Origin of the sequence: Paenibacillus sp. LjRoot56 (genome assembly GCF_964253335.1) — a bacterium.
GTDB lineage: Bacteria > Bacillota > Bacilli > Paenibacillales > NBRC-103111 > Paenibacillus_E > Paenibacillus_E allorhizoplanae.
Genome location: NZ_CAXURV020000002.1, coordinates 1,446,044 through 1,472,699, shown reverse-complemented (window position 1 = coordinate 1,472,699; position 26,656 = coordinate 1,446,044). Strand labels below are relative to the sequence as shown.

Here is a 26,656-nt window from a genome sequence, read left to right as displayed (position 1 = left end):
TCCTATTTAGTAAATAACTTCTACACCTAACGTAGACAATTGTTCGAAATAATCTGGACACGTCTTGGATACACACCCTGGATCGGCAATACGGATATTTTCAACCCTTAGGCCGATCAAAGACAATGCCATCGCCATGCGATGATCGTCATGCGAATCTACCAAAGCAGGCAACGGTTGCCCAGGATAAATCGTTAAACCATCCTGATGTTCCTCAACACGAATGCCTAGCTTGCCGAGTTCACTACACATAGCAGCAATACGATCGCATTCATGATGTCGAATATGAGCCGCATCGATAAGTGTAATAGGGCCATCCGCAAAAGGAGCTAGTGCAGCTATCGTCAACGTCTGATCAGACCATTTCTTCATACTAAGAGTAAAGCCACCTTTGAGCTGTTGTGTACCATGTACTTCTACAAAGTTCTCACCGCGTAGTACCGTACACCCCATTCGCTCCAATACATCTAACATTTCTATATCGGGCTGACTCGTGCTCCGCGCGTCAATGCCTTCGATTCTTACACTCCCAGTGGTTAATGCGGCTAAAGCCCAGAAATAACAACAGGTAGAGACATCTGGTTCAAGTTGCACAGTCTGCGCTTGATAGGTCCCAGCAGGAACCTTAATCGATTGTCCGTCCTCCGAAACCTGCGGTGTGATACCGAAAGCAATCATCATATCCATAGTCAGTTGTACATAATCTCGTTGCACAATTTCACCCTCGATCTGGATGGTTAATGGGGCTTGTGTATAGGGAGCTGCTAATAAAACCCCACTTATAAATTGGCTGGACATTGAACCAGGCAGCTTCACGATTCCACCTTTGAGTCCAGCAGCATCCAATTCGTAAGGCAATCGATGTTCAGCCTCCAAATAATTGAACGAAGCTCCTTGCGCTGAAAGTGCCGAAATTAATGGTGCTAGTGGCCGCTCACTTAATCGTTTACTCCCTTTTATCGTCCATTTCCCTCGCCCGATAGCCAATGCTGCTGGCAAGAACCGTGCAACCGTACCAGCTGCCCCCATGTATAGCTCTCCAGATGAATTTGGCCAATTTCCCCCGCAGCCATCCACATTAGCAGTTTCTCCATCGATGATGACTGACACTCCTAATTTGGTTAATGCTTGAATACACCAGTACGAATCATCGCTTTTCAAAATGCCATTTAACTGTGATTTCCCTTCAGCTAGTGCGGCAATTAATAACGCTCGGTTCGTCAAACTTTTACTCCCCGGTACTCGGATGGTTCCTGACACGATCGATTTAGGAGGACTAATACGTACTTCCGAAATCCCCTTATTCGTCGTCCACGGAGAACGCGCTTCCCAATCTGGTTGATGCATCGCCATATTCGCCACCTCTTTGTGTTTTTGCTATATGCCAATTATAATGAGTTATATGAAATAAATGAAATTGGAATATATGCTACTTGTCATAGAGGTGATCTATATCAAATGATCAATTTAGAATGGTATCGTATTTTTTTACATACGGCCAAATGCCGGAATTTAACGAAAGCTGCGCAAGAACTTCATATAACGCAACCGTCGGTGAGCTATGCCATTAAGCAAATGGAAGAGGCGGTTGGGCTTAAATTATTTCATCGTCTATCGAAAGGTGTTGAGCTCACAGAAGAAGGACGTACGCTCTTTGACTATGTGGAACAATCCTTTGCTATGCTGGATTCGGGACAGAAGCATCTGCTCAATCTGAAGCAATTACATCAAGGTGAAATTCGGATCGGGGCAAGTGATTCGTTGATTAAGCACCTTCTGTTACCACAGTTGAATGCGTATCATAAGCAATATCCTGGAATACGGATTCGGTTATCACATGGAAAAACAGGCGAGATTACGAAGCGTTTAAAGGAAGGTGATATTGACTGTGCCATCGTTCATTTACCAATCGAAGATTCGGATTTGACGATTCACACGTTAGCGACGTTGGAGGATTGTTTCGTGGTTGGGGAAGATTTCCGAGAATGGACGAACCATTCCATCTCTACGAAGGAACTCGCGGAGCTACCTCTTATCTTCTTATCGCCAGGGAGCAGTACTAGAGTGTCTATAGAAAAATGGTTTGCAGCACAAGGATTCGCGGTGAATCCAGATATTGAATTAGGTAATATTGATCTTTTAGCTGAGTTCGCGAGACTAGGTTACGGGGTTGCCTTCATAAGCCGATCATTTGTACAGGACGAGCTTCGATCAGGCACTCTCTTTGAGCTCAACTTGGAGGAACCACTACCACCGCGCAGCATCGGGTTAGCTGTTCGTCGGGATATGAAATTATCCGTAGCCGCTGAAGGATTTGTCCGGATTCTGCATATGTAGTTGGACGTAAATGAACGATATTCCTTATTCATACGTCTGTATTTAAGAAAGAAATTTAACTGTTTAAGGAGTACATGAATGAAAAATTTTCTCACATCACGATTTAACTGGACTAGAATTAGCGAACAACTGGAGTCTTATTGGGAAGCAAACGTGCTGAAATGGAAAAAACGTTTAAATCCATTGACGAACAAAATTGGATTTGGCATCTACTTTTATAAAAACATGACCTTAAACCTCAATCGTTTGAATAAAGAATTCTTACAAATTGCTGAGGATCATATCCACCTTGGACTGTACAAGAAACCCGAGTTCCCCAGTTTTATCTCCGTTGTTGATGGTATTCATGCATCCACGATGGTTATGAAACTACCCAATCATATCACGAAGCAAATCACGACTATGGTTAAATCGCTCCCAGGGTTCAAATCCTTACAAGCCATTGCTAGTGAGTACGGGTACAAATGTGAGCTCCATTACAATCAAGGGAAAGCATTTTTCGGATCGTTGCAGATTCACTTTATTAAAATCAACACGTTTCCAATGATGCCAGCTTGAATCCTACTTTCCTCCCAATACTGCATCAAAACAAAAAAATCTCCCACCAATGGAGATTTTTTTGTTTATTTGCGTCTATTTAATTGTGTATCTAATAAAGGCTAGCAACGCTAATAAACCTGCTGCAATCGAGATGACGTAGAAAGAAGTGAGCCTTACCCACTTTGTGCCTGTTTTCTGAAAATAGGATTGATCCCCTTCACGATTTTTACGAGAAAAACCGATGATGAATGTCGACAATAAGCCAAATAATAAAATAACGGAAAATATCACAAAGTAAATGGATGTATTCATAAGAAAAGCGACCACCCTTCTTTTGTCTATTCTAAATATGTTTTACTAAATTATATAGGAGCTTGTATGATAAATCATATACATCCTCTCCCATGTTCATACAAATTTCAAAAAGTATCTGTTATTTATGATGCGAAAATGTCACTTTTAGAATAAAAGTAAACTTAACTTATATTATGTAAACAAATATCAGTTCTTATTGATCCCTTACGGGAAACATTTGTTATAACTGTATTTTCAATTGCACAAGATTCCATTCAACCGTTATGCTACTTGTAAATACTTTATCTTTTGGAGGCCATAACGATGTTGAAAATCGGAATTATTCTCGGCAGCACTCGGCCAGGACGTAGAGGCGAAGTCGTCGCTCAGTGGGTACATGAAGTTGCAAGTAAACGCACCGATGCATTATTCGAGATCGTCGATCTGGCAGATTTTAATTTGCCACTTTATGACGAACCTCATCCACCTATGATGATGAAATATACGAAAGAACATACCATTGCTTGGTCGAACGCAATTCAAGGTTACGATGGTTATATCTTCGTGACACCAGAGTATAATCATGCCGTACCCGCGGCGCTGAAGAATGCCCTCGATTTCCTGTTCAACGAATGGAAAGATAAAGCCGCTGGGATCGTCAGCTATGGTGGAGGTACAGGTGGAGCGCGTGCAGCGGAGAACCTAAGACTCATCTTGAGTGAGTTGCATATTGCAAGTGTACGTGCCCAGGTAACCTTGTCCCTCTTTACTGATTTTGAGAATTTCACGGTGCTCAAGCCCAATCCGCGTCAGGAGACTGCTGCGAACACCATGTTTGATCAAGTCATTGCATGGAGTGGTGCATTGAAAACATTGCGTTAATTCCTACTTTATATCTACATGCATGTGATAACAAGCTGATTTAGGGTTCTCTAAATCAGCTTGTTTGGAATAATTCATCAAATGCGTAAGGTGAACATAATTGCCCGTATATTATCCTATAAGAGTTAGTGATTTCCTTTCCCTGCATATTTGTTTGCATAACTTATATTATGTCATCTATAGAATGGAATATAAGCTGAATCAGGTTTCCCCAATTCAGCTTACTGCTCACCTATGTGATGATCTCTACTTGGATCTTCTTAAAACACGAACGCCATAAGGCTCAAGTTGCAAACTCTTCGCTTCCCACGTTTCCTGCAAAAGCATATCCCAATACGCATCCTCATCTAACTCGACCGTTTGCGTCTGCTGAGCGAAATTCATCAAGAAAACATAGTCATATTCCCCATTCGACCTAACTTGTGCAGTTACTTCAGGAGGTAACTCCATTTGTAACACAGCTTTAACTCCCGCCTGCTCAACTACTTGCTTATACAAAAGGTTCAAAAGCTCAGTATCTGTTCTCGTCGCGATATAATACGCTTTACCATGGCCAAATGAGTTCACGGTCAACGCTGGACGACCTGCATAGAAATCATCTCCGTAGACAGCCAGTGTCTCTGCTCCCTCGGTATGAATGAGCTCACAGAGCTCATGGGACTCGTACTCGCCTTCTAAGTCAAGTCCATTCCCCTCCGTAAAGATCAAACGGTTTTTCTCATGATCATAAAGTGCATCGATTTCCTCCGACCAAAGCCCAAGCGTTTTACGAAGCGGTCCTGGGAAGCCACCTTGGAAACAGAGGTCATTTTCGTCAACGATTCCTGACCAATACGTGGTTACGAACGTACCGCCATCCGCAACAAATTGCTCGATGCGCTCCCCGACACCAGGTCGAACCAAATATAGCATCGGCGCCACGATTAGCTTGTATTTACTGAAATCAACATCCATATCGATGACATCGACGGGAATGCCGCTATCCCAGAAAGCGCGATAGTGACTAAGAACGGTCTCTTCATATTTGATTCCCATATTACGAGGTCCTTGCGAATTCTTCACTGCCCAGCGATTTTCCCAGTCAAATATCAAAGCTGTTTCCGCCGGAACCGAAGTCCCAATCACTTCAGAGAGCTTCTCTAAGGCACAGCCTAGCTCAGCTACATCACGAAATACACGCGTATGTTCATGTCCGACATGATCAATAACCGCACCGTGCAGTTTCTCACTAGCACCGCGACTCTTCCGCCATTGGAAGTATTGAACGGAATCAGAGCCATGCGCGACTGCCTGCAAAGAAGATAACAAATGCATACCAGGCTTCTTCAATTTGGAAACTGCCTGCCAATTCGTCAAGCTCGGTGTGCTTTCCATCAATAAGAACGGCTGTCCACCCTTCAGCGAGCGGAATAGGTCATGATTGAGAGCGAACCAAGCAGCCAAGTTACGTTGATCTTTCGCATCATGCCATGTCGGGTACGCATCCCATGAAATAACATCAAGCACATCCGCGAATTTCCAGTAGTTAAGCCCTTCGAACGCATCCATCAGATTCGTTGTAACAGGCAATTGCGCGTTCACAGCTTTCAATGGGGCAATTTCATGACGGCAGAAATCAACGGTTTGATCCGTCACAAAACGTTTCCAGTCCAAGTTCATGCCATGAACTAAGTTTTCACCGTGCGGAGCAGGAGATTCAATCTGAGACCAGCTCGTATACGTATGGCTCCAAAATGACGTCCACCACGCCATATTTAATGCGTCTAGCGTGCCATATTTCTTTTGTAACCAGCCGCGGAAAGCTTCCTGGCAATACGAACAATGACATTCCCCACCGTATTCATTGGAGATATGCCAACCCACGACGGCCGGATGCTGAGCATAGCGCTCTGCCAACCGAGTGTTCATCATGGCAACCTTCTCCCTGTACACTGGGGATGTGAAGCAATGATTGTGACGCGCGCCGAATAAATTACGCACGCGATTCGCACCAACACGCAGTACCTCCGGGTATTGCTCCGCCATCCAGGCAGGCCTTGCGCCGCTCGGCGTCGCAAGCCAAGCATAGATCCCGTTCGCGGCGAAGGTATCGAGCACGCGATCTAACCACTCGAAGGTATACGTGCCTTCGACGGGTTCAAGTGCGGACCATGCAAAGATACCAATGGCCATCACATTGCATTTGGCCAGCTTCATCATGCGGATGTCTTCTTCTAAGACTTGCGGATCGTGCTGCCATTGATCAGGATTATAATCAGCGCCGTGCATGAAAACCGGCAATTTCGGACTAATAGGTGGAAATGTAGAAGACAAACGGATCACCTCATGGATTCATTTTTAGAAGAAATATGACCCCATTCTATCAACTTCCTGTCCCAATTTATACCCACTATTTTATCGATTGCCTGTCATTTTTCAAGTAGCAGGTTGAATCATTTGTTCAGCGATGAACTGGACATCGGCGAGATCAACTTTGCCATCGTTATTGAGATCAGCCTTTTTCGCTCTTTCCCAATCTGCTGAGCCCGCACTTGCCTGCATATCGTAGTAAGCCAACGCCAAGTCTCCGACATTCACGATCCCGTCTGCGTTAAGATCGGCCGGCTTCATCCTGACTGATATCGTAGCGAGTACGGTTGAATCCGAACCCTGAATCGCGCCAGTTAGTTGATACACACCAAGATGATCATAATTCGTTGCAGGATTCGTCTCCCATTGAACAGGCACCTGCAGATACGAAAGATCATCGTTATAAACTGCTCTTACCACCGATGGCAGCTCAGGCGCAGCATGTAACCACGAGGTGGCTAGCACCGGTTGAACGGTCATGGAAACAGGAGCCGTTTCTACGTCACCGATACGCGTGAATGTAATATCGTCAACGGATCCCCAATTGTCAGCCTTCCCATTCACTTCAAAACCAATCGTACAGCTACCGTTCGTTACCACGACGTTGATATGGGTAAGCTGTGGATTTTTCCAAGCTGCATAGCCCGTATTAATAAAGTCGGTTTGAATGGGGTTATCACCTTCAACCGTTGCGAAAATTCGGGAAGACACTTCCCCGCCGCCGCCCTGTGTATAAGCAGACAGCAGATATCTCCCATCTTCTAAGCCTACGATTCGTTGTGATACTTTGAAATGAAAGGCCGAAGCAGACCAGTAGGCAGCAGAATGTGTCCCGCCAGACGTATGATTATCTTGACTTTTGATACTGACAGCCGAAGCCTGTTCACCTTCAATTAACCATGGAGATGAATCCGTGCCTTCGAAATCTCCGTCCAAAGCTAGATTCACGGGAGCTGGTTGAACTACCGCTATTGCCTGAGCGGAGCCACCAAAAGGTAGACACCCAATCAATAACACAGCCGCTAGCACACCCGATTGAACTACTTGTTTCATTTGCATCATAGTAAATCTCCTCCTCCTTTAAGTTAAAAATGAAACAACCTATAAAGAATAACTGCCGCTTCTGCTCGAGTTGTGTATGCTTTAGGTACAATTCCCTGTCCATTGCCTTGAACGAGGCCTGTTTTGAGCAACGTTGCAATAGCTGCCTTCGCATAGCTCGACACGTCCATGTTGTCCGAGAATGTATCCAAGGTGCTAGTCTCATTACTCAAATCCAATCGATGCGCTTGGTGAAGTGCTCTTGCCGTAATAACCATCAGATCTTCTCTCGTTATATTTGCTTTTGGGTTAAAATGGTAGGTATCACTACCCTCGATAATGCCGAGTGATTTGGCAATTCCTACCGCTTCAGAATAATAATCAGCAGTCGTCACATCTTGAAAACTATCCCCTGCATTCGCCGTGAGTCCTAAGGCTTTTACCAACATCACAATATAATCAGCTCGAGATACTTCTTGCTCCGGACTAAATGTATCCGATGATGTACCTGTAGTAACACCTTTGGAAGCTAGTGCTTCCACTGCTTTCTGTGCCCAAGCGAAGCCAGCCAAATCGCCGAATGTACGATTTACGTAAGCCACAGCATACGTACTGAAATGTGTCGTGGTAAATACAACGCTATGTGCTACAGCATCGTACTTCGCATTGGGTACAGCTATGGCTTGACCGTTCTCATCGACATACCAAATGACGATATGATCAAGATTTTTCAGTTCTTCCCCTGTTGGCTCGTAAGGAATCGTAACCGTCACTGGGGCAGCCGGATTGTTCCAATGGAGTACTTCTGCGCCTGCTCTCAATTTCAAATCAATCACGGGCTTGCTGCCAATTTTCGCTTTCAATGCATCTGGTATTTGAGAAGGATCTAAGGAACCAACTGTCAAACTTATGGAATCCGACTCCTTACCACTCGCCCAGCTAAGCATGTTGCTTGGCAATGATACCGTTCCTTGTGGGGTGATGACCTCCACGAACTGATTCTCTGCAGAGCCTTGTAAAGCTGCTCTAGGCAGCTCTTGCTCATAGGAGTTAGCGCCATCAACTTTCGGCAAAATTACCGATAATTTCTTATTTCCGTTAGCATCCGTTTTCGCCAATTCAACCATTTGCTTCCACACCTCAAGTGAGACGGATGCAACGGCCGTATGGCTGTCATTCAAAGCAGGCGTTTGTTTCAGGCTGGCAACACCTTCTAAACTAAGTTCGATAGCAGGCACTGGATTTGGTTGAACTGCTCCTGTACTTGGCATATTTGTTGGTTCAGATGGAACCTGTTCAATGTCTTCCGTAACCAACTTAACTTTCACCGAACCCAACGAAGCTGGCGTAATAATTCCACCTGCTGGTGCTGTTCCCCATCCCGCTGAAGCAACCTCAACGACACCTTCTGCCGCATTGGTTTCACCCTTCGCACGCAACGTAAGTGTGACAGAATTCGAATTCAACGATTTTCCGCCCAAATGTCCAAGAATGAGCCTTACAACACCAGGTGTATGCGCATCCGTGGTTAGCAGCTGCACCGCTTGTGAAGCGCTTTGTGCCGATACAAACTCAAACGCATCCGAATCATAGTGGATGACGAGATCCTCTGCAAAAATCGTATCAACTAATCCTCCGTTTCCAACGTTCACGCTAAAGGTTGATCCCTTCGTAACTCGACTTGGCGCAGACAGTGTTTCAGCTGTGCGATCCGTATAGAACTCGAAATCATCCAAATTGCCCCAGTTACCCGATTTACCTTCGGCCTTTATCCCAATAGTTGCTGTTCCATTCGGTTTTGTACCATGATCTGCTGTATTATTAGTAACCTCAATATTCATCAGAATCGGATGCTTCCATGCTAACCAGCCTGTATTCACAATGCTCTCAGACAATTCAGCACCGCCGTAGTCCTTGGCAAACAACACCATGCTGCTCTCTCCCCCGCCGCCGTGTGACCAAGCTTTCAGGGTGTATTTCCCGTTAGCTAAACCAGTAATCGTTTGCGTAGCCGAAAATGGCATATCCTGCGGTAAGGAGTAGTGGAGTGCATAGGCACTGCCATCATGCGCATTTGCACTATCTGATACCACTTTAATTGCGTTGCTCCCCCCAGTGATCGTCCAATTGGCGTTGTTACCACTTTCAAATCCAGGATTGCTCACCAAGTTGGTAGAGCCCTGAACAGTAATTGTTCCAGTTGCTCTTAACGGAACACCCGCCACAGTGCCCTGAAGCTGAATCGTACCTGGATGCTGCAAGGCATCCTCTTCAAAGACATCCCACGTCACGGGTAAATCACGAACGGAATCATCCGTAAATTCAACCTGTACTTTACTTGGAAGCACTGGTGTACTGCCAACCGTTACTTTAATTTGCTCCGGGTGTATCGTTGTTGCCTCCGCAACAAAGAGCTCGCCGCTCGAGCTAGCCGAGACACGATTAAAGACATCCAACGATGGCAATGCATGACCGTTAAAATCAAACATCGCTTGATTTTCCCAACCGTTACCCTCTCCAGCCTTCGAGCTCCACTCCGCACCTTTCACCGGAATCCAATCTGGTTCCCAGTAAAACACCCCAAGCCCCTTCTGATTGGGAACCTGTGCGACAGCGTTCATCACATCATGTACCTCTTGTGCTTGACCTTGAACGGTCGCTTTGTAACCGCCTAATTGTTCTTGACTAGGCCCGAAATTGTTCGAGAAATTGTCGCCATCATTCAGCGTGTACGCATACGCATTCTCAGCTACAAGCACCTCTTTGCCATATCGCTTGGAAATGTCAACCATATTGGCTTGGAGGTCCTCCAGCGGCCCATGCCAATAGGGATAGTACGAAAAGCCAATCACATCATAATCCACCTGACGCAAGGTCAATTGATCAAAATTCCGGCGAAACAGCTCGTTGTTCCCACCGTCGGCAAGATGAATCATTATTTTTGTCCGTAGCGCATTCGCATTGTTCGGATCATGGTCACGGACAGCTTGGACGCCTTGTTTGATCAAATTCGCCCATCCCTCATAGCCGCCGCTTCCTGTCGTCTGTCCTTCTGTCCACACCATTCCAGTGTTCGTCTCATTCCCGATCTGTACCATTTCCGGCATTACGCCTTCATCAGTTAAACCTTGAATTACATCCGCTGTATACGTGTACAACGCTTGTTGAAGCTGGACAGAGTTAAGCCCTTCCCAAGCCGCAGGCTTCGTTTGTTTAGAAGGATCTGCCCAGAAATCGCTATAATGGAAATCGAGCAGCACCTTAAGCCCGAGCTCATGGGCTCTTTTGGCAATTTCAATCGTTCTCGCCTTATCGTTATTTCCACCGCCAAGCCCAATTCCATTCGCATCAACTGGATTATTCCAAACACGTAGTCTGACCCAGTTCACCCCATGGTCCTTTAGTATTTGGAGAGCCTCTTTCTCAATGCCCCCATCGTAAAATTTGCCCCCGCTGACTTCAATTTGCTTCAACATGGACACATCAGCGCCCTTAATGAAATCCGCAGACAGACCGGGGATTGGGTTAATGTGGATGTCACTCGAAGTCGTTGCAGCTGACGAATCTGCCAGTACGGTTGGTATTGCCGTAGGCAATATTCCTGAAGTTAACATTGCAGCCATAGCGATTACTAAGCTTTTCTTCATCGTCTCAAATCCTCTCGCGCGCTCTAATGTGAACGCTTTCTTTTCTCACAGCTACATCTTACCAACATCGGAATAGCAGCATAACCCGCAAAAATATCGATTACCTGTTCAATTTATAGACGCACAAAAAAACCGCCTCCTGCACCAGGAAGCGGTCCACACTTATTTTTTAGCGATAACAGGATCAGCTTGGCTTTGCATTTCTGCCACAATCTTATCGATGCCTGCTTGCTTCAACTTGTCTTTGAAAATTTGCAAACCATGTCCAGCATCGCTAGGATCAACTAAACCATAGAATAACGGCTTACCGTACGTTTCCATTACATTGCTGACAGCTGCAACTTCATTCTTCACTTTGGTATCATCGAACGTAAATGTCTCCAACGGATGGTTAACCGTTACGGTTTTCTTCCAGTTCTCTGTGAATTTAATCGTCTCTTCAGCTACTGTCGAATCAAGACGCTCATTCAATGAATTCCAGCCCCATGGATCTGTACCAGATGGCGGGAAATCGGCCGATGCAGGAAGTGGCTTGAACTGATCCTTGCCTACTGGCTCATAGTGCTTGCCTTTGATACCGTAGTTGGTTAAATCATGAATCTCTGGGTCATAACGAAGAAGGTCAATCGCCATCAATGCACGCTCATAGTTCTTGGAACCCGCGTGAATGGACATCCCATTGTTGATGAATGGATTGGATAGACGTTTCTTATCTGCACTTAGATCGTATAACTCGACTTTCCAATCCGGATGCGTCGTTTGCATTTCGGATTTTGTGCGCAGCAGTGTACCTAGATTCCACTCAACTGAAGCTAATTTACCATCTTTGAAAGCTTGTGTTTTATCGACTTTATTGGCAATCGCGTCGCGGGACCAAGCACCCGTCTTTTGGGTATCGAACATTTTCTTAGAGAAAGTTGCGAATTCAGGTGTATCTACATAGCTGAAGAGTTTGCCTGTTGCTTCCGTTACTTTATACACGATAGGCAGCTGCGGGACGACAAAGTTCCACTCGTTCGGCTGAATTAACTCTACCGAATTAAACTCACTTACCCCAATGCTTGGTTTGAAATCCTTTTCTTTCTCCGAGATTACTTTCAAGTAATTCACATAATCATCATATGTTTTCAGCTCTGGCAAATTATACTTCTGACGTAGATCACCACGAATACCAATCATATGATAGCTGTATTCAAAATTGTTTTGAGGAATCATGTAAATTTTGCCGTTGATTTTCGCTTGCTCCCAAGCGACCTTTGGCTCTTCGGCCCATGTTTTTGGTGCGAATTTCTTGATCAGATCTTCGGTCAAAGGCATGAAACCATTCTTCGTAGCTTGTTGGGCATAGTAAGACCAAGTCGCGGAGAACACAAGATCGAAGTCTTCATTCGCAGCAAACATCAAGGGATATTTCTGTTGATATTCGCCCCAATCAAGGAAGCTAATGTCTAGCGTTGCATTAATCTTTTGCTTCATCAATTTATTGACTTCCCCATATACCTCATCAAAAGCCTTCGGCTTAGAGCCTAACAGAACCGTTTTCAACTTAACTTCCTTGCTTGTATCAATGCCCGTATTAGCAGCTGCTGTCGCGGAAGCGCTTGCTTGTGGAACTGATGACGATGACGCACTTGGTGAAGGCGATGCTTCTTTGGTGCTGCAAGCTGACAGTACCGTTCCCATTGCAAATAAGGATGCCAGACTGAGTGTGGCTAATTTCTTCGTGTTTGCCATGTTATTCTCCCCTTATAAATGATAGATAAGTTATGATAAACCGGGAATTGGAATTCCCGGGGCTACCCTTTTTAACCTTTTACAGCGCCAACTGTTAAGCCTTGAACAAAATATCGTTGTACGAACGGATACAAGAAAATGATCGGTCCTGTGACAAGAATGGCTAAGGCCATCTTCAAGCTCTCGCCAGGCAAGTCTGTTACCTGCATACCGGTAATCGCCATGACCTTGCGAATCCCTTCGAGATTTCCTAACATTTTATATAGTAAATATTGCAGGGTGTACAGTTTCTCATTCTGCACAAACAGCAACGAGTTAAACCAATCGTTCCAATAATTCAGTGCCGTGAACAGTCCAATCGTCGCCAGACCGGGCTTTGCCAAAGGGATAATCAATCGCACGAAGATCGTGAAATCCCCGGCTCCATCAATTTTCGCTGACTCGGTAATTGCATCCGGGATGCTGCGCAGAAACGTTCGTAAGATGATGATATAGAACACATTTAACAATGGCGGTACAAGCAGCGCCCAGAAGGTATTCTTCATGTGTAAATAGTTAACCATTAAGATATACCAAGGTACAAGTCCACCGTTAAACAGCGTTGTAAAGTAGAAGAAGAATGAAAATCCGCTGCGCCATTCAAAATCCTGACGCTGCAGCACATACGCTGCCATTGCAGAGATGAATAATCCCACAACTGTACCTGTTACCGTCAATGCGATAGTAAGCAGATATGAGCTCACGAATTGTTCAGGATGCTTAAGCGCAAACGTGTAGGCATCCCACGAAAATTCCTTCGGCCATAATCGAAACCCATCACTCGTGATCGACGATTCACTTGTTAATGATCCGCTAATGATGAGCAAGAAAGGAATCAAGCAAGCCAAACATATCACTGCTATAAAGACATAGCCAACCGTATCCAAGATTCGTTGATCGATTTGACTCTTTTTCACACTGGTCGTACTCATAGTTCCACCTCGCAAGTTGCTGTAAATTTAGAATAACGCATTATCTTTATCTGATTTACGTACTAGGAAATTCGTCACCATGATTGTGACAAAACACAGAATGGACTGATAGAACCCGATTGCAGATGACATACCGATTTCGTTGTTGACCAACAGAGAGCGATACACGTAAGTGTCAATGACATCTGTCGTTTCATACAGTAGGCCGTTATTACCCACTAGCTGGTAGAACAGTCCGAAATCGCCACGGAAAATGCCGCCTATCGCCAAAAGCACAAGAATCGTAATCGTTGGTCGAAGTGATGGTAACGTGATGTATCGAATGCGCTGGAACACGTTAGCACCATCGATTTCCGCTGCTTCATAAGTCTCACGATCAATGCTTAGAATGGAGGCCATGTAGAACACAGCGCCATACCCCACTGCTTTCCATGCCGAGAAGAAAACTAAGATATATTTCCAATACTCCGTCGTTGTATAGATATCTAATTCAGGAATGTGCAACGCACGCAGCAGCGTATTTACCGTTCCATGCTCATAATTAAACAAATTATAAGCAACCGCCCCTACGACCACCCAGGATAAAAAGTAGGGTAAAAACATAACCGTCTGCGCTGTTTTACGGAACAGCTTGGACCCGATTTCCGCCATGAAGATGGCGACAATAATTTGTAAGCCATTATTAATAAGAATGAATGCCGCATTGTAGAGCAGCGTGTTCCTGGTTACTCGGAAGGCATCTCCTGTTAGAAAGAAGAACTTGAAGTTGTCCAAACCTACCCAAGGCGACCCCATAATTCCTAAATCATAGCGGTACTGCTTGAATGCCAACACAATGCCTGCCATCGGTACATAGCTGAAAAGCAAGAAGTAAATCACTGCCGGCGCAATCATGAATAACAGCGCTTTCTTGGATCTCATGCGATACAGGAGTCCTGTTCTCATCTCTATCCTTTCCCCCATCCGTTTCTAGTTGTCTCTCTCCTGTATCTAAATTAACAGGTTACTCGGAACATGATAACCCGACAAAATATCGATTCCCTGTAACTTTTGCAGATGGCCACGCTTGCTAGTGGTATTGCATGTAAATATAAGATAATCTATAGCTACATCTAAGGGGGGTTGCCCGTCATGAAACTTCTATTTGCAGAAGATGAGAAATTCACGCGAGAAGGCGTACTCAAATCCGTCAGTTGGGAGCGCCTTGGTATCACCGAACTCCATGAAGCTGTAGACGGTCTGGATGCTGTTGCTATTGCGGAACAGTTTAAGCCGGACATCGTGCTCACCGACATTCGCATGCCTCGGATGGATGGCATCGAGCTTGCCTTTCATCTTCGCCGCAAATACCCGCAATGCAAAATCGTCTTTATGAGCGGCTATGCCGACAAAGAATATTTGAAAGCCGCGATTACCTTGAAAGCGGTTAGTTATGTAGAGAAACCGATTGATGTGGAAGAATTAGAAGATGCCCTGCGGGGTGCGATTGATATCGTATTGGAAGAACAGCGACATGTTGCCAATGATACGGTGGCCAAAGAAAACAAGAGTTATATGAAGCAAGAAGCCGCTTTGCAGCTGATTCGCGGCGGTTATGATGAGGACATGCTGCATAGTCGCTTATTAGCAACTGATTTCACAGCTGTCATGCAAGCACCCGCAGCAACAGCCGTCATCAAGCTGATTTCACCTGGATCACAGAAAGAAACGCTGGGACATTTGATTGAAGAAGCGCTTGCTAGTAGTGAGCAGCCCTATTTGTACGCTTGGAAAGATGATCATCACGCGATCGTTCACTTCTTTTCGCATCAGCATGACGGTGTCGAGATCAGCCATGTTCAACATCTGTGCTACGAGCTCTCCACCGCAATGAAGCGGGAGTACGGTTTATTTTCCATCGCTGCGGGCAAAATTGTCCCTTCCGCCTATAAGCTGCAAGAGTCCTATACGAGTGCTGTGCTCCGCTTACAGGAGTCGTTCTTTCACAAACCGTGCTCCCTCATTTTGCACGATAATACGGGAAGTGATGCGCAATCGCTGCATTACGTAACGCAGCCTGAACAGCTCGTCCGCTTCACGGAAGCATTGTCTGAAGAGGATTTCGCTGACGCCGATCAGCTGCTCGCAACGATAACCGGGGATATTCGCCAGCATCCAGGCACGCTGATTGTTAGTGTGAAAGAACTCTACTACCGCTTCATTCTGGAAATGGACAAATTTGCACAAAGTCGGAACATCACCCTCTTCGATACCTCGGAGGAAAATGATGTGGCTTGGAAGCTGATTCTGGAATGTCATTATTTGGACGATATCCACCGAGTTACTGCCATGAAGCTAGACGAATTAAAAAAAGCCATTCAAGATCGCTCAAGCGGTGGCATGTCTTCCACAAGCTCCCGAATCGTGCGTTTCATTCATCTGCATTACTCCGATGACGATCTTTCCGTGCAGGATGTCAGTGATCATATGCAGATGACGGCTTCTCATCTTATTTCAATCTTTAAAGATGCTACAGGGAAAACGATCAAGCAATATGTGACCGAATATCGGATGGAAAAAGCGAAAGAGCTGCTGCGCAACAACCGACTGAAGGTACTCGATGTGGCTTCGCAAGTGGGTTTCAAGGATGGGGAACATTTCGCCAAAATATTCCGCAAATCCACGGGCATGACGCCTTCCGAGTATCGGGAGAGATGCCAATCATGATCTTCTCTTTCATTCAAATTCTGCGCAAATGGCTGTACAATACGAAGCTGCGTCATAAGATTATGTACACCTATTTGCTGCTGATCATGCTTCCTCTCGGCTTCTATCAGTTCATTGCTTCCGAGAAAATGTCCGATATCATCATCAATCATGTCACCTATTCGGCTAAACAAGGCTTTGATCAGACGTATTCCTTTCTGAATTATCGCGTCCAACGGATTGCAGAGACAACGAATATTCTCGTCTCCAACTCCGCCATCTCGGACATTCTGATGGATAACAATGTAACCAGTGATATCAATCGTGAGCTGCAGGAATACGCTAATCTCAAGAAGCTGCTGCGTTCTATGCAGGATAGTCTCGATATTTCACGTGTCATCCTTTACGTACCTAGTGCTTTTATTTTCGCTAATGAAACTGAGAATTTCTTATCACTTAATGAAACGAAGGACAGTCCTTGTTTCAACCGGTTAAATGATTTGCATGCCAAATATTTATGGTGTTCAGCCCCAGAACTTGGGGAGAAAGCTACCCGTGACAATTCTTCCCTCTACGTAGTCCGTAGTATATTGGATCCGAACAATTATGCCAATCCGATCGGTCAATTGCGCGTTGATGTACAAGCGGAAACGATTCGTTCCATGTTAAGTAAAGCGAATGTGGTCAGAAACAGTACGACTTTCTTGGTGGATCAGAATCAACAAATCGTCCTATCCTCGGATCCGTCAGTGACCACGCTAGTCAATTTGCCTGATACGCTGGACGATGCAGTCTCCACTACTTGGCAAACGAATAACAATTACTATTTGTTCCGGCAGCTGCCTTCCAATTGGGGGATGGTCACCGTCATACCACTGCATGAGGTTGTGCAGCAAAGTCACCAATTGCGCAATGATTTGTTGGTTATTTTGCTCATCGTGACAGTCATCGCCTACTTGTTAGCCTACCTCTTCTCCTTCTCCGTCACACGGCGTATCACGCAATTGACTAGCCGCTTACGGGACGTGCAGAATGGAAATCTCATCGCGCTCGCTCAGACACAGGGTAGAGATGAAATCGGTGAGTTGATCCAAACGTATAATTACATGATCGAACAAATAAGCTCGATGAATAAGGAGCATTACCGGCTGGGACAAGAGGTCAAAAATGCCGAATTAAAAGCACTTCAATCGCAGATAAATCCGCATTTTCTCTACAATACATTGGATCTGATTAACTGGATGGCGGACAGCGGGTTGAACACAGATATTAAGAAGGTGGTCAAGGCACTCGCTCGATTCTACAAAGTCAGCCTCAGCAGCGGCAAAGACATTATCACCTTGCGTGAGGAGCTGCAGCATGTTTCGTTCTATGTGCAGATTCAGAATATCCGTTTTGAAAATAAGATTGATTTCCAGATTGACGTACCTGAAGAGCTGCTCAGCCATCCGATTCCGAAAATCACCCTGCAGCCTCTTGTTGAGAATGCCATTCTTCATGGGATATTAGGTCGAACGCAGCGCGAAGGCAGCATCTCGATTCGGGCCTATCTGGAAGATCTTACGATGCACCTCCTCATCAAGGATGACGGTGTGGGCATGAGTCCCAACCTCATCGAAGATATGATGGCGGGCATTAGTCGAAGTCGGATCGGTGGCAGCAGTTTCGGCGTTAAGAACGTTGGCGAACGTATTCGCCACTATTTCGGAGAGCCTGCGAAGCTTACTTATCGAAGTGTCCCGGGAGTAGGGACCGAGGTTGAGATTACGTTTCCATTTACGGAAGAGGAAGAATAAGATGTCGTAGATGCGGAGGTGCGGAACATATGTACGCAATGAAATAGCCAGCGGATGCCCGCTGGCTTTTCCTTTTACTGATTAAGTTTTACTAATCGTTGAATGATAACAGCAGCTTGCGCACGTGTTGCCTGCGCCAGTGGCATGAATTTGCCATCGCTGCCCTCTATAATGCCTGCGCTTTGCATCAAAGCAATTGCTTCTGCCGCGTATCCTGCAATATCTGTCGCATCTGCAAATGCATTCCCTTGCTGACCTGTCTTCAGATTCAACTTCAGTGCCTGTAAGCTGCGGAAGACCATGACCGCCATATCTTGTCTGGAAATTTCGCTATCCGCTCCAAAGCTTCCATCCTCTCTACCACTGATAATGCCTAACTTCTCAGCAGCAGATATCGATCCAAAGTACCAATCCGTTTGGTCAATATCGGTGAAGTTCGATTCTGCATGGTCATCAGCTAAGCCTGCAGCTTGCATTAACATGGTTAAGAATTCGGCACGCGTTACCGGATTGCTAGGCATAAACTTGTTATCGCCTACCCCGTTTAACACTTCTCTAGCTGCTAATGCTTCAATGCTGGATTTCGCCCAATCCGCGCCTTCTAAATCACCGAACGTTACATTAGCGTAACTAATGCTGTACGTTCCGAGCTCATTTGTTTTGAATTCCATCTTCCCTGTAGCCCGATTATAAGTGCCATTGATGATAACCTCGTGTTTTCCTGTGGCATCCAGATGGTGAATAACCACATTCTCAGACTTCTCACCTGGCTTCAGTTGATAGGCGATAGCAACTCTTACAGCTTCGCCATCGAGTCTTGTAACAGGCTTCCCATCCATCTCGATGCCCAACTGATACACCTTACCGCTGTCTGAAGATTTCTCTTCAAAAGTCCACTGAATCTCCTTAGCTCCCGCTTCTGATTCACCTTTCAGTGCTTGAACAGGAAGTTTCACTTCAACGCTATTTGACTTGAATGCCAATTGGGTAATACCGCTTGCGATGGCTTTATCCAGAAGTGCCACTGGGATAACTGCACCAAGTCGTTTATCCCCTTGCACATGAGTTAAATCAAAGCTCAGCTTATTGTCTTTGGCATTTTCAAACGCTGTACGGAAATCCGCTTCGCCAAGCGTAGAAATCTTGCTACTCGCTGGATCAGGAATGACTGTACCTGGATTTGTTGTTGGATCTGCTCCCGGACCTGTCCCTGGATCTGTTCCCGGATCTGTCACTGGACCTGTCCCTGGATCTATCCCCGGATCCGTACCTGGATCTGTCACTGAGGTAACCGTTACATGCGCAATTGCTTTCAAAGCCGTCTCACTTACCGCACCCTGTACGTCAAATGTCCCTGCTTGCGCATAGCTAGCTGCATTCACGCCATCCCATATAACGCCAAGCTGAGCTTTCGTTCCATCGGTATAGATAGCCGATACCGTTGCAGGCAATACTGGCGCTATGCCAGCCACCGTTGTCATATTTACTGGTATAATGGAAGTAATGACATTCGCCTGAGCTACAACGACATCATAATAATTGAACACATTTGCATTCACCGTACTCATGGCCTTCAATCGGGCCGTTCCTGGATTTATGCCTGTCACTTGTAAATCTAATCCATTCGCGACAATGGAAATTACTTTATTGCTGCCATTGGTTGCATTTTGACTCTCTACGAACCATTTGACATAATTGCCTGACGCATAGAAAGCGTGCAAACCTGTAATGGCTGCGTGTAAGGTCACTGCTTGATTAACATCAAGGGATGCTTCACCAGTGATCGCCATCCTTGGCGTTTGTCCCAACACTTCCGATACAGGTGTCATAATAAACCGATCGGTATTAATCACTTTGTTTGATCCACCTTGGAACTCGAACCGGAATGTTTTCTCTCCAGCCGTTGCAAAAGTAACATCACCTAACGTAAAGAATCCAATTTTCTCAGCGGCAAGCACTTGCCCATTTTCCATTTTTTGGTCCCACACAGGACCTGTTTTTACACCATCCACATACCACTGTCCAATACCTCTGTTAGCATTCACTTTCGCTGCTACTTGAATCCGGTAGACACCAGCTTTCGTCACATTAAGTTTGAAATCAATATAACTGCCCGCTGTTGTAGCCGTAGATGCGAAATTCAAGCCCTGCGGTGATGCATTCGGTGTACTTCCACTACTAACGACTGACTGTGTTCCACCACTTACCGTCGTTTTTCCCGCAATGCTCACATCCGCAGCCACATAGGTCGTTGCCGAAGACAGCGTCGGGATAAACACATCGTCCGTAGCTTCGAATTGGTCAATGTGCAGAGTGCCCGAACCATTTGCTCCAAAGCTTACATCTGCCAACATCACGGCTTGCTCATTGCGGCCATAGATCACAACTTTGCCTGACATATTCGCTTTACCTGTACCGGTAATCACGATTTGATTGTTTACAATCGCCAACTGTGAGCTATTCACATTTTCATCAGCATACAAGATTTGATAATCTGCACCCGTATATTCCTGAATCCAATAAGCTCGACCTTTCGACGTATTCTCGGTAAGATCAATCTTAAAGTTCTTCAGTTGCTCACCTGCGAGCAGCCCTTTAAATCGGTACGTGTAGATACCTGTATCATCTAGTGATATGTCTTCGATCAAATACTGTTTAGATGGATCCAACCATCTGAGATTCACATCCACACTGGACGCTCCAGCTTTGCCGCCGCCAGTTGCAATCATCAACGCATGGTCCTTGTTCGGCGAAACCTGCATCATCACGTAAGGACCTGCTTTTTGATCAACCCATGAAGCCGCACTATTACTATCCCAACCTACACCGTTATACACGGGGCGAATGATGGAATCTGTCAGTTCCTTAATACGACCAGAGTTCCTCCAAGCATTCAATTTAGCCATCAGATCAATATTCTTCTGACTCCATCCTTCAGGTGAACTGCCATGCTTAATATTTCTAGCAAATAAATATTTGTAATACGTCGACATATCCCCCGTTGTCATATTCCCGATATTGAAGTATACCGAGTTCAATGGCAAATGTCCGAACAAGCCTGCAAAAATGGGAATATCCAAGTCTTCACCGTACTCTGTTGTCGCTGTTGTCCAGCCATTATCTACGACATGAAGCAATTCATTCGTACGATCACCCTGCGTCGGCCAAATATCAACCTCAGTCGTATATTTCACCATATAGTCCGGATTTTCATCAACAACTTCATTCAACACATGATTCGTAAGGACATTTTTACGGTAGACATTATCCGTCGGATGTGAATACGTCGTTACATCAGGATTCGGCCAGAATTCGGTTAAGTCGACCATTTGATGTGATAAATGATAATTATCAATCAAGTAGTTGATCTTCTCTTTCTTCGCTGCAATCACGGCAGGATCGGCCAAGTCGTTCCCGCGATTATGATAACCACCGGTCATGGAATACCACATACCAAGCAGCAATCCTTTATTTTGAAAATAATCCGCAAGCCCCTTCATATCGTTCGTAATCGATGGAAGTGCTTCGACACCATCTCTTGATGTGCCCGTATCATTCGCATTGTTCCAACCATCGTCAAACATAAACATATCGAAGCCCGCAGCATTGATTTTCGGTACGGCTACAGATTTGTAGAACGCTTCATTCCGTTTACTATCTCCCCACTGCCAATCGTTCGTATTGAGGATCGTTGACGTGTGATTGTACTTAAATCTCGCTCGCAAATGTTCTTCTACCGCCATCTTCCCATCGACGATATCGCCTTGAAAGACGCTCAAATTGACAGCGATATACTCGAATTTCTCACCCGGGAATAGCACAAGCTGCATGGCTTCTGGATTCGTTGCCACATTCACCATATGACCCTTGAAGGCACTGATACCTGCAAAAGAACGAACCATATATGGAGCCCCTGTATCCGGTGAACTTGGATCTCTTTTCAGAATCTCCGTCTTCGAGTTTACTTCCGGTCCTACATAGAAGCCATCTCCCGTATTGTAACGGTTAATGATAACCTTAATATCCTCACTTGCTTTCTTCGTGTCGCTTTGATCCACACCACCTGTCGTACTATTCCATTTGGACAAGTAAACATAGTGTAAATTCCTTGCTTCATCCGGAAAATCCAACGTAATTACATCTGAAGATGTAATCTGCAAGCGTTTGTCCACACTATTATTCGTCAGATAAGCTTGGTATTTCAAGCCTGCTTTGCCATCATAGAGCTCGAAGGAAAGCGTAACTGTAATTCCATTTTTCGTAACAGGAATCTCTAAGCGTGTTCCAACCTTAGATACAGCACCATCGGTTGCCGTCATTGAAATATCCCTAGTAGACGCCGTTCCAAGCACGAAACCAGTGTCATTCGCATCCAAGCTGAGTGTAGAACCAATCGCTTCTTTTCCTGTTTCACCATTATTCAATAAGCGATAGTTGTAATGGAATAAGGTGGAATTGTTATCCGCTTCAATTTGAGGCAAATATTCTCTGCCTGCCGCTTTATTAAAGAAGCTTCCGATCTTGATACTTCCATCATCCGTAAATTGAATTTTGGTATGAAGCACATCATTCTCGAGTGTCCACGTGTTCGCATAGTCAGCGATCGGTGTTGCGCTGCGTTCATTAGACGCTGTTACACTCTCACCTGCCTGATTGAAGGCAGATACGACGAAGTAATAAGGTACTTCACTCGTTAATCCAGAAATCGTCGTGCTACTAACGGGACCTACTGTGGCAGTCTTTGAATAATTGCCGCTTGCCGTCCCATATTTAATCGTATAACCAGTAGCTGAATTCACTGGCTCCCAGTTAAGTACGACAGTGTTGTGTCCAGCAACTGCACTAGTCAGGTTAGGCGCTGCTGGTACCTCATTCGATCCAGCAATATATAATTTGGCATGGAATGTTTTGCCCATTGAACCATTTGTTTGAACGGTTAACTTAATCGTAGGAAGCAGCTGTGTTACGGTGATGCCCGGTTCGGTTGAGATTGTCGCATTCGCAGGCAAATGAATCTCGATAGCGATACTGCCTGTATTCTCATGCGTCGGATCCGAAATGGATACATCTAACACATCCGCTGATTCATGTGTCATGACCGATGCTTTCTTATTACTCGTAATCCAATTGCTTCCGTTATCTTGGATCGATTTCGTCGTATCGTTCCAGAAATTAGCACCAACAATGCCGAGTGATTTCTCTTTCACCGCTTGTGCGTCCGTCGAATTCTCCAAAATCTCCACGTCCGGGTGGTTAGCATAGCTGCCTGTTTCCGCTGAAGAATAATTCGGAAGTGTGACATACTGATACGTTCCATTCGTAGGATTCACACCATGATCGAACCATAACGTCATATAATTGCTCGTAAATTGTGCTGTTAATGTTCCTGTTCGGCCATCAATTTGGTTCCAAGAGCCTGTTCTCGCTTCGCGAAGCCCTTTGACCGTTGCAGCTGTTGGGAAATAATAGCCGATATCTGTATTCGGCGTTTTGCCAGCCAAATGCGCCCATTGGACGGCATTCATCGTCTCATTCCAGCCGAGAGCAGCTGGTTTCGCTGCATTATTTACAGTAAATGTGTTATCGCCTGCGCTATCGATTTTGCGATTATCAACAATCGTCTCAATCGTACGGTTGTCCGTACTTGTGATGCCTGATCCCAATGCTACGATTTCATTATCGAACATGAACCAGGACTTCTTCGCAGTAAGATTGCTGTATAGCGCATCCAACTCCATGCCCGATACACCGTATTCGCCAAGGATTTCTGTGCCGCCAGTCCAGCTGTTCGCGCTCGTGTTATTTCCGCCTGACGTTCGTGTTTGACGATCTACGGTTGTGCCTGGAAGGCGATAAGGATCAACTGTTTGCCAGTAGTCATCCGTAAATTGACCCAGATCATTATTGTACAAGTAGGTCATGCCATCTCCAGTAAACCAACCTTTCAAATTTTCGTTGTTACCAGACTCGTAATTAGCGATACGATTCGAATGCATGCGGATGGCAAATGTAAATGCCGGTCGCCGCTGAATCGCTTGATCCATACTGGCGAATTGCTTAAACGCGACCTGCTCGCCACGTGGTGTCACGCCAGCATCTTGCACGATATTTTTCGCAAGCACAATATAATCAATCGAGTTCCCAAGGTAGAAATTCAAGTACGTATCCGCTTGGATCCAATATTTGATCATACTTTTGAAAAGAGTTGTATGCGCAAGTGGCGCAAGTTGAGATAAACGGATGACAGCTCTTGTAATGCGCTGAGCTGTTATATGGTCCGTCGCATAAGAACGTGAGATTTCCCGTCCTCTGGACATATCCATGACCAACCCTTTGTACATGAAAGGTTCGAAGTTATCGTAAATCCACTGATATACATTGCTTACTTTAGGGTCGGTGACTGCCCAAGTTGACCCGTTTAGGGCATAGAGCATATCGGCTAAATTTGCTAACATTGTTGCGCCATATCCACCGTTGTACGGTGTCACATCATGCTGGATAAACGAACCATCTTTATAAAATCCATCGCCTGAAGTGACATAGACGAATACGGGGCTTAGGCCATCTCTTGCCATAGCAATTTTGGCGGCATTTTTCACGATAATTCCGCGATAGGCTACGACTTGGCTTTTCCAAACACGATTCGCTGCTGTCATATCGACGATCGGTGTGAAATGTTCCACGGCATTCATGTAATTCGCAATTTGTGTGGAGGATAAGTCATCGTACAGTAGAATTACTGTATCATTGAGTGCCAGTGGCGCTCCCATCCACCAATCCCACCAATTATCGTAAAGCACCTTGTTTTCGTTGTATCGGTTCGTGTACATCCAATCGAGTGCTGACTGGACATCCGTGAGCAAAGCTGCATTATTCTGTAAGGCAGAACCTGTTGTTGCAAAAGCAATCGCCATTTCCTTCAAACGCGTGTAAGCCGACGTAATTTGAGCGGAATTCGATGTGCTGGCCAAATCACTCCAGAGCGCAGTACGATCCACTGTTTTTATCATGGAATCCCAATTTGTTTGCGCTTTGGCTGTTAATGCTGTGATTTGATTGGCAATATCTGTGTCCTGTTGACTATAAGAAGTTCCGCCGGTCAACATAACTTTCAACTTATTTCTCAGCGTATCAAATTCATCCGCTGGTGCTGCTGTCACTGTAATGTGGGCTACAGCACGAATTGCTGTGCCTGCTACTGTGCCATTGACATCAAAGCTTCCTGCTTTAGCATACAGCGTATCTGCATAGGTGTCCCATTGTACAGCTCGCTGTTCGGTGGATTGATCCGAATAAACAACCGTAACAACCGTTGGCAGTACGGGTTTTGTTTTAGCTTGCGTCGTAACTTGCACTGGTTGTATGGCAGTAACGGCTAATTGCGGATTCGTTACTGTGATTGTAGCGATCGCTGGTATCGCTGTCCCAACAACAGTACCATTCACCGTAAAGGAGCCTAGTTGTGCGTATTGGTAAGCTTGGATATTCTCCCAAACGACTGGAGAGGATTTGATAGACTCATCTGTGTATACAGCTGAAACAACCGTTGGCATAACAGGTGGAGTTCCCGCAGACGTCGAGATAGCTACTGGGGAAACCGATGCGATAGTACCTGTGAACGGGAGAATCTCTCCTGTGCCCAGTCTCACTTGATCCAAGGTTACATTGGCAAATGAAGCAGAATCCCCACCGATTTTGATTAAATAGGAGCCGCCAGCTCCATTCGGTGCTCCACTCCACGCTAACGTACCATCCACGTAGAGGTCATACGTATAATTCGAGTGAACGACTACACGATAGGCATGATAGACCGTCGTATCAAGGGTATACGTTTTGGTCGAATTGGAGGCTTTATTTTGCACCACACCACTTGTCCCATAGGTTAAATAAAAGCTAATTAAATAAGATGCACCCCGTACCGTAAATTCATTGAGTGTTCCTGTCGCATTTACCTTAGCTATAGCTTCAAATGTGAACGGGCCTGAAGCTGGGGCAACGGTTGTCGCTGGTGCGACTGGCTGCTTTAAAAGATACGTAGATTTATCAGACGCATCCATAATGGTTACATTCCCCGTATTTTGCGTAACCGATCCTGTGAAACCCGTTGTTTTCTGCTCTGTCCAGCCAGTACTCGTGAAACTACTCAAATTATCATTGAGCAAATCCCATGGGCCGCTAGCGGCATACGACGGTTGAGGCAAGACCCCTACAAGTAGGCTAAACATCATCATCACGCGAATCACACTAGATATACTTCTTTTTATCAATGCCTACACACTCCTTACATCTTTTATTAAGCGCTTTCTTTAGCCTAGATAGAACATACCATCCCTGACATCACCTAGATAGAACGCTCACTTGATAAAACCTATCTTGAATT

14 protein-coding genes are annotated in these 26,656 nt (G+C 45.3%); 5 read left to right on the top strand and 9 right to left on the bottom strand.

Annotation, left to right across the window (positions count from 1 at the left end):
- Positions 1-6: 6 nt before the first annotated feature.
- Positions 7-1,353 carry a 3-phosphoshikimate 1-carboxyvinyltransferase gene (gene aroA / locus ACSQ8O_RS19110; RefSeq protein ID WP_436242900.1) on the bottom strand — a complete coding sequence of 449 codons (1,347 nt, stop codon included), beginning with the start codon at positions 1,351-1,353 and terminating at the stop codon, positions 7-9.
- 105 nt (positions 1,354-1,458) lie between these two features.
- Between aroA and ACSQ8O_RS19105 the strand changes: the two genes are divergently transcribed.
- Together ACSQ8O_RS19105 and ACSQ8O_RS19100 are read left to right on the top strand one after the other, a co-directional pair.
- Complete coding sequence (locus tag ACSQ8O_RS19105) at positions 1,459-2,337, top strand: LysR family transcriptional regulator (protein ID WP_436242899.1); 879 nt, start codon at positions 1,459-1,461, stop codon at positions 2,335-2,337.
- 78 nt (positions 2,338-2,415) lie between these two features.
- Positions 2,416-2,895, top strand: a complete 480-nt coding sequence (locus ACSQ8O_RS19100; RefSeq protein WP_436242898.1) for a hypothetical protein — start codon at positions 2,416-2,418, stop codon at positions 2,893-2,895.
- A 75-nt stretch (positions 2,896-2,970) separates the two neighbouring features.
- Here ACSQ8O_RS19100 and ACSQ8O_RS19095 read toward each other — a convergent pair whose 3' ends face one another.
- Positions 2,971-3,189 carry a hypothetical protein gene (locus ACSQ8O_RS19095; RefSeq protein ID WP_436242897.1) on the bottom strand — a complete coding sequence of 73 codons (219 nt, stop codon included), beginning with the start codon at positions 3,187-3,189 and terminating at the stop codon, positions 2,971-2,973.
- A gap of 306 nt (positions 3,190-3,495) precedes the next feature.
- Between ACSQ8O_RS19095 and ACSQ8O_RS19090 the strand changes: the two genes are divergently transcribed.
- On the top strand, positions 3,496-4,053 hold the full coding sequence (locus ACSQ8O_RS19090) for an NADPH-dependent FMN reductase (protein WP_056625375.1): 558 nt from the start codon (positions 3,496-3,498) through the stop codon (positions 4,051-4,053).
- A gap of 246 nt (positions 4,054-4,299) precedes the next feature.
- Here ACSQ8O_RS19090 and ACSQ8O_RS19085 read toward each other — a convergent pair whose 3' ends face one another.
- The 6 genes from ACSQ8O_RS19085 to ACSQ8O_RS19060 all read right to left on the bottom strand — a co-directional run bounded on the left by ACSQ8O_RS19085 (position 4,300) and on the right by ACSQ8O_RS19060 (position 14,740).
- Positions 4,300-6,321 carry a beta-galactosidase gene (locus ACSQ8O_RS19085; protein WP_436242969.1) on the bottom strand — a complete coding sequence of 674 codons (2,022 nt, stop codon included), beginning with the start codon at positions 6,319-6,321 and terminating at the stop codon, positions 4,300-4,302.
- Positions 6,322-6,468: 147 nt separating this feature from the next.
- Entirely contained in the window at positions 6,469-7,464 is a 996-nt protein-coding gene (locus tag ACSQ8O_RS19080; protein WP_436242896.1) for an Ig-like domain-containing protein, read from the bottom strand.
- 23 nt (positions 7,465-7,487) lie between these two features.
- Positions 7,488-11,090, bottom strand: a complete 3,603-nt coding sequence (locus ACSQ8O_RS19075) for a glycosyl hydrolase 53 family protein (RefSeq protein ID WP_436242895.1) — start codon at positions 11,088-11,090, stop codon at positions 7,488-7,490.
- Positions 11,091-11,252: 162 nt separating this feature from the next.
- Positions 11,253-12,824: an ABC transporter substrate-binding protein gene (locus tag ACSQ8O_RS19070; RefSeq protein WP_436242894.1), complete on the bottom strand. Its 1,572-nt coding sequence runs from the start codon at positions 12,822-12,824 to the stop codon at positions 11,253-11,255.
- A gap of 71 nt (positions 12,825-12,895) precedes the next feature.
- Positions 12,896-13,795 (bottom strand): carbohydrate ABC transporter permease, encoded by a 900-nt coding sequence (locus tag ACSQ8O_RS19065; protein ID WP_056625360.1) that lies wholly within the window; start codon positions 13,793-13,795, stop codon positions 12,896-12,898.
- Positions 13,796-13,822: 27 nt separating this feature from the next.
- Entirely contained in the window at positions 13,823-14,740 is a 918-nt protein-coding gene (locus tag ACSQ8O_RS19060) for an ABC transporter permease (protein ID WP_056625357.1), read from the bottom strand.
- 186 nt (positions 14,741-14,926) lie between these two features.
- Here ACSQ8O_RS19060 and ACSQ8O_RS19055 point away from each other — a divergent pair, with 186 nt between their 5' ends.
- Positions 14,927-16,501 carry a response regulator transcription factor gene (locus tag ACSQ8O_RS19055; protein WP_436242893.1) on the top strand — a complete coding sequence of 525 codons (1,575 nt, stop codon included), beginning with the start codon at positions 14,927-14,929 and terminating at the stop codon, positions 16,499-16,501.
- Positions 16,498-18,276, top strand: coding sequence for a cache domain-containing sensor histidine kinase (locus ACSQ8O_RS19050; RefSeq protein ID WP_436242892.1), 1,779 nt, complete (start codon positions 16,498-16,500; stop codon positions 18,274-18,276). Before ACSQ8O_RS19055 ends, ACSQ8O_RS19050 begins: the two co-directional genes overlap by 4 nt.
- A 74-nt stretch (positions 18,277-18,350) precedes the next feature.
- Here the strand turns inward: ACSQ8O_RS19050 and ACSQ8O_RS19045 are convergent, their stop codons facing one another.
- Positions 18,351-26,543 (bottom strand): polysaccharide lyase family 8 super-sandwich domain-containing protein, encoded by an 8,193-nt coding sequence (locus tag ACSQ8O_RS19045; protein WP_436242891.1) that lies wholly within the window; start codon positions 26,541-26,543, stop codon positions 18,351-18,353.
- Positions 26,544-26,656: the final 113 nt, after the last annotated feature.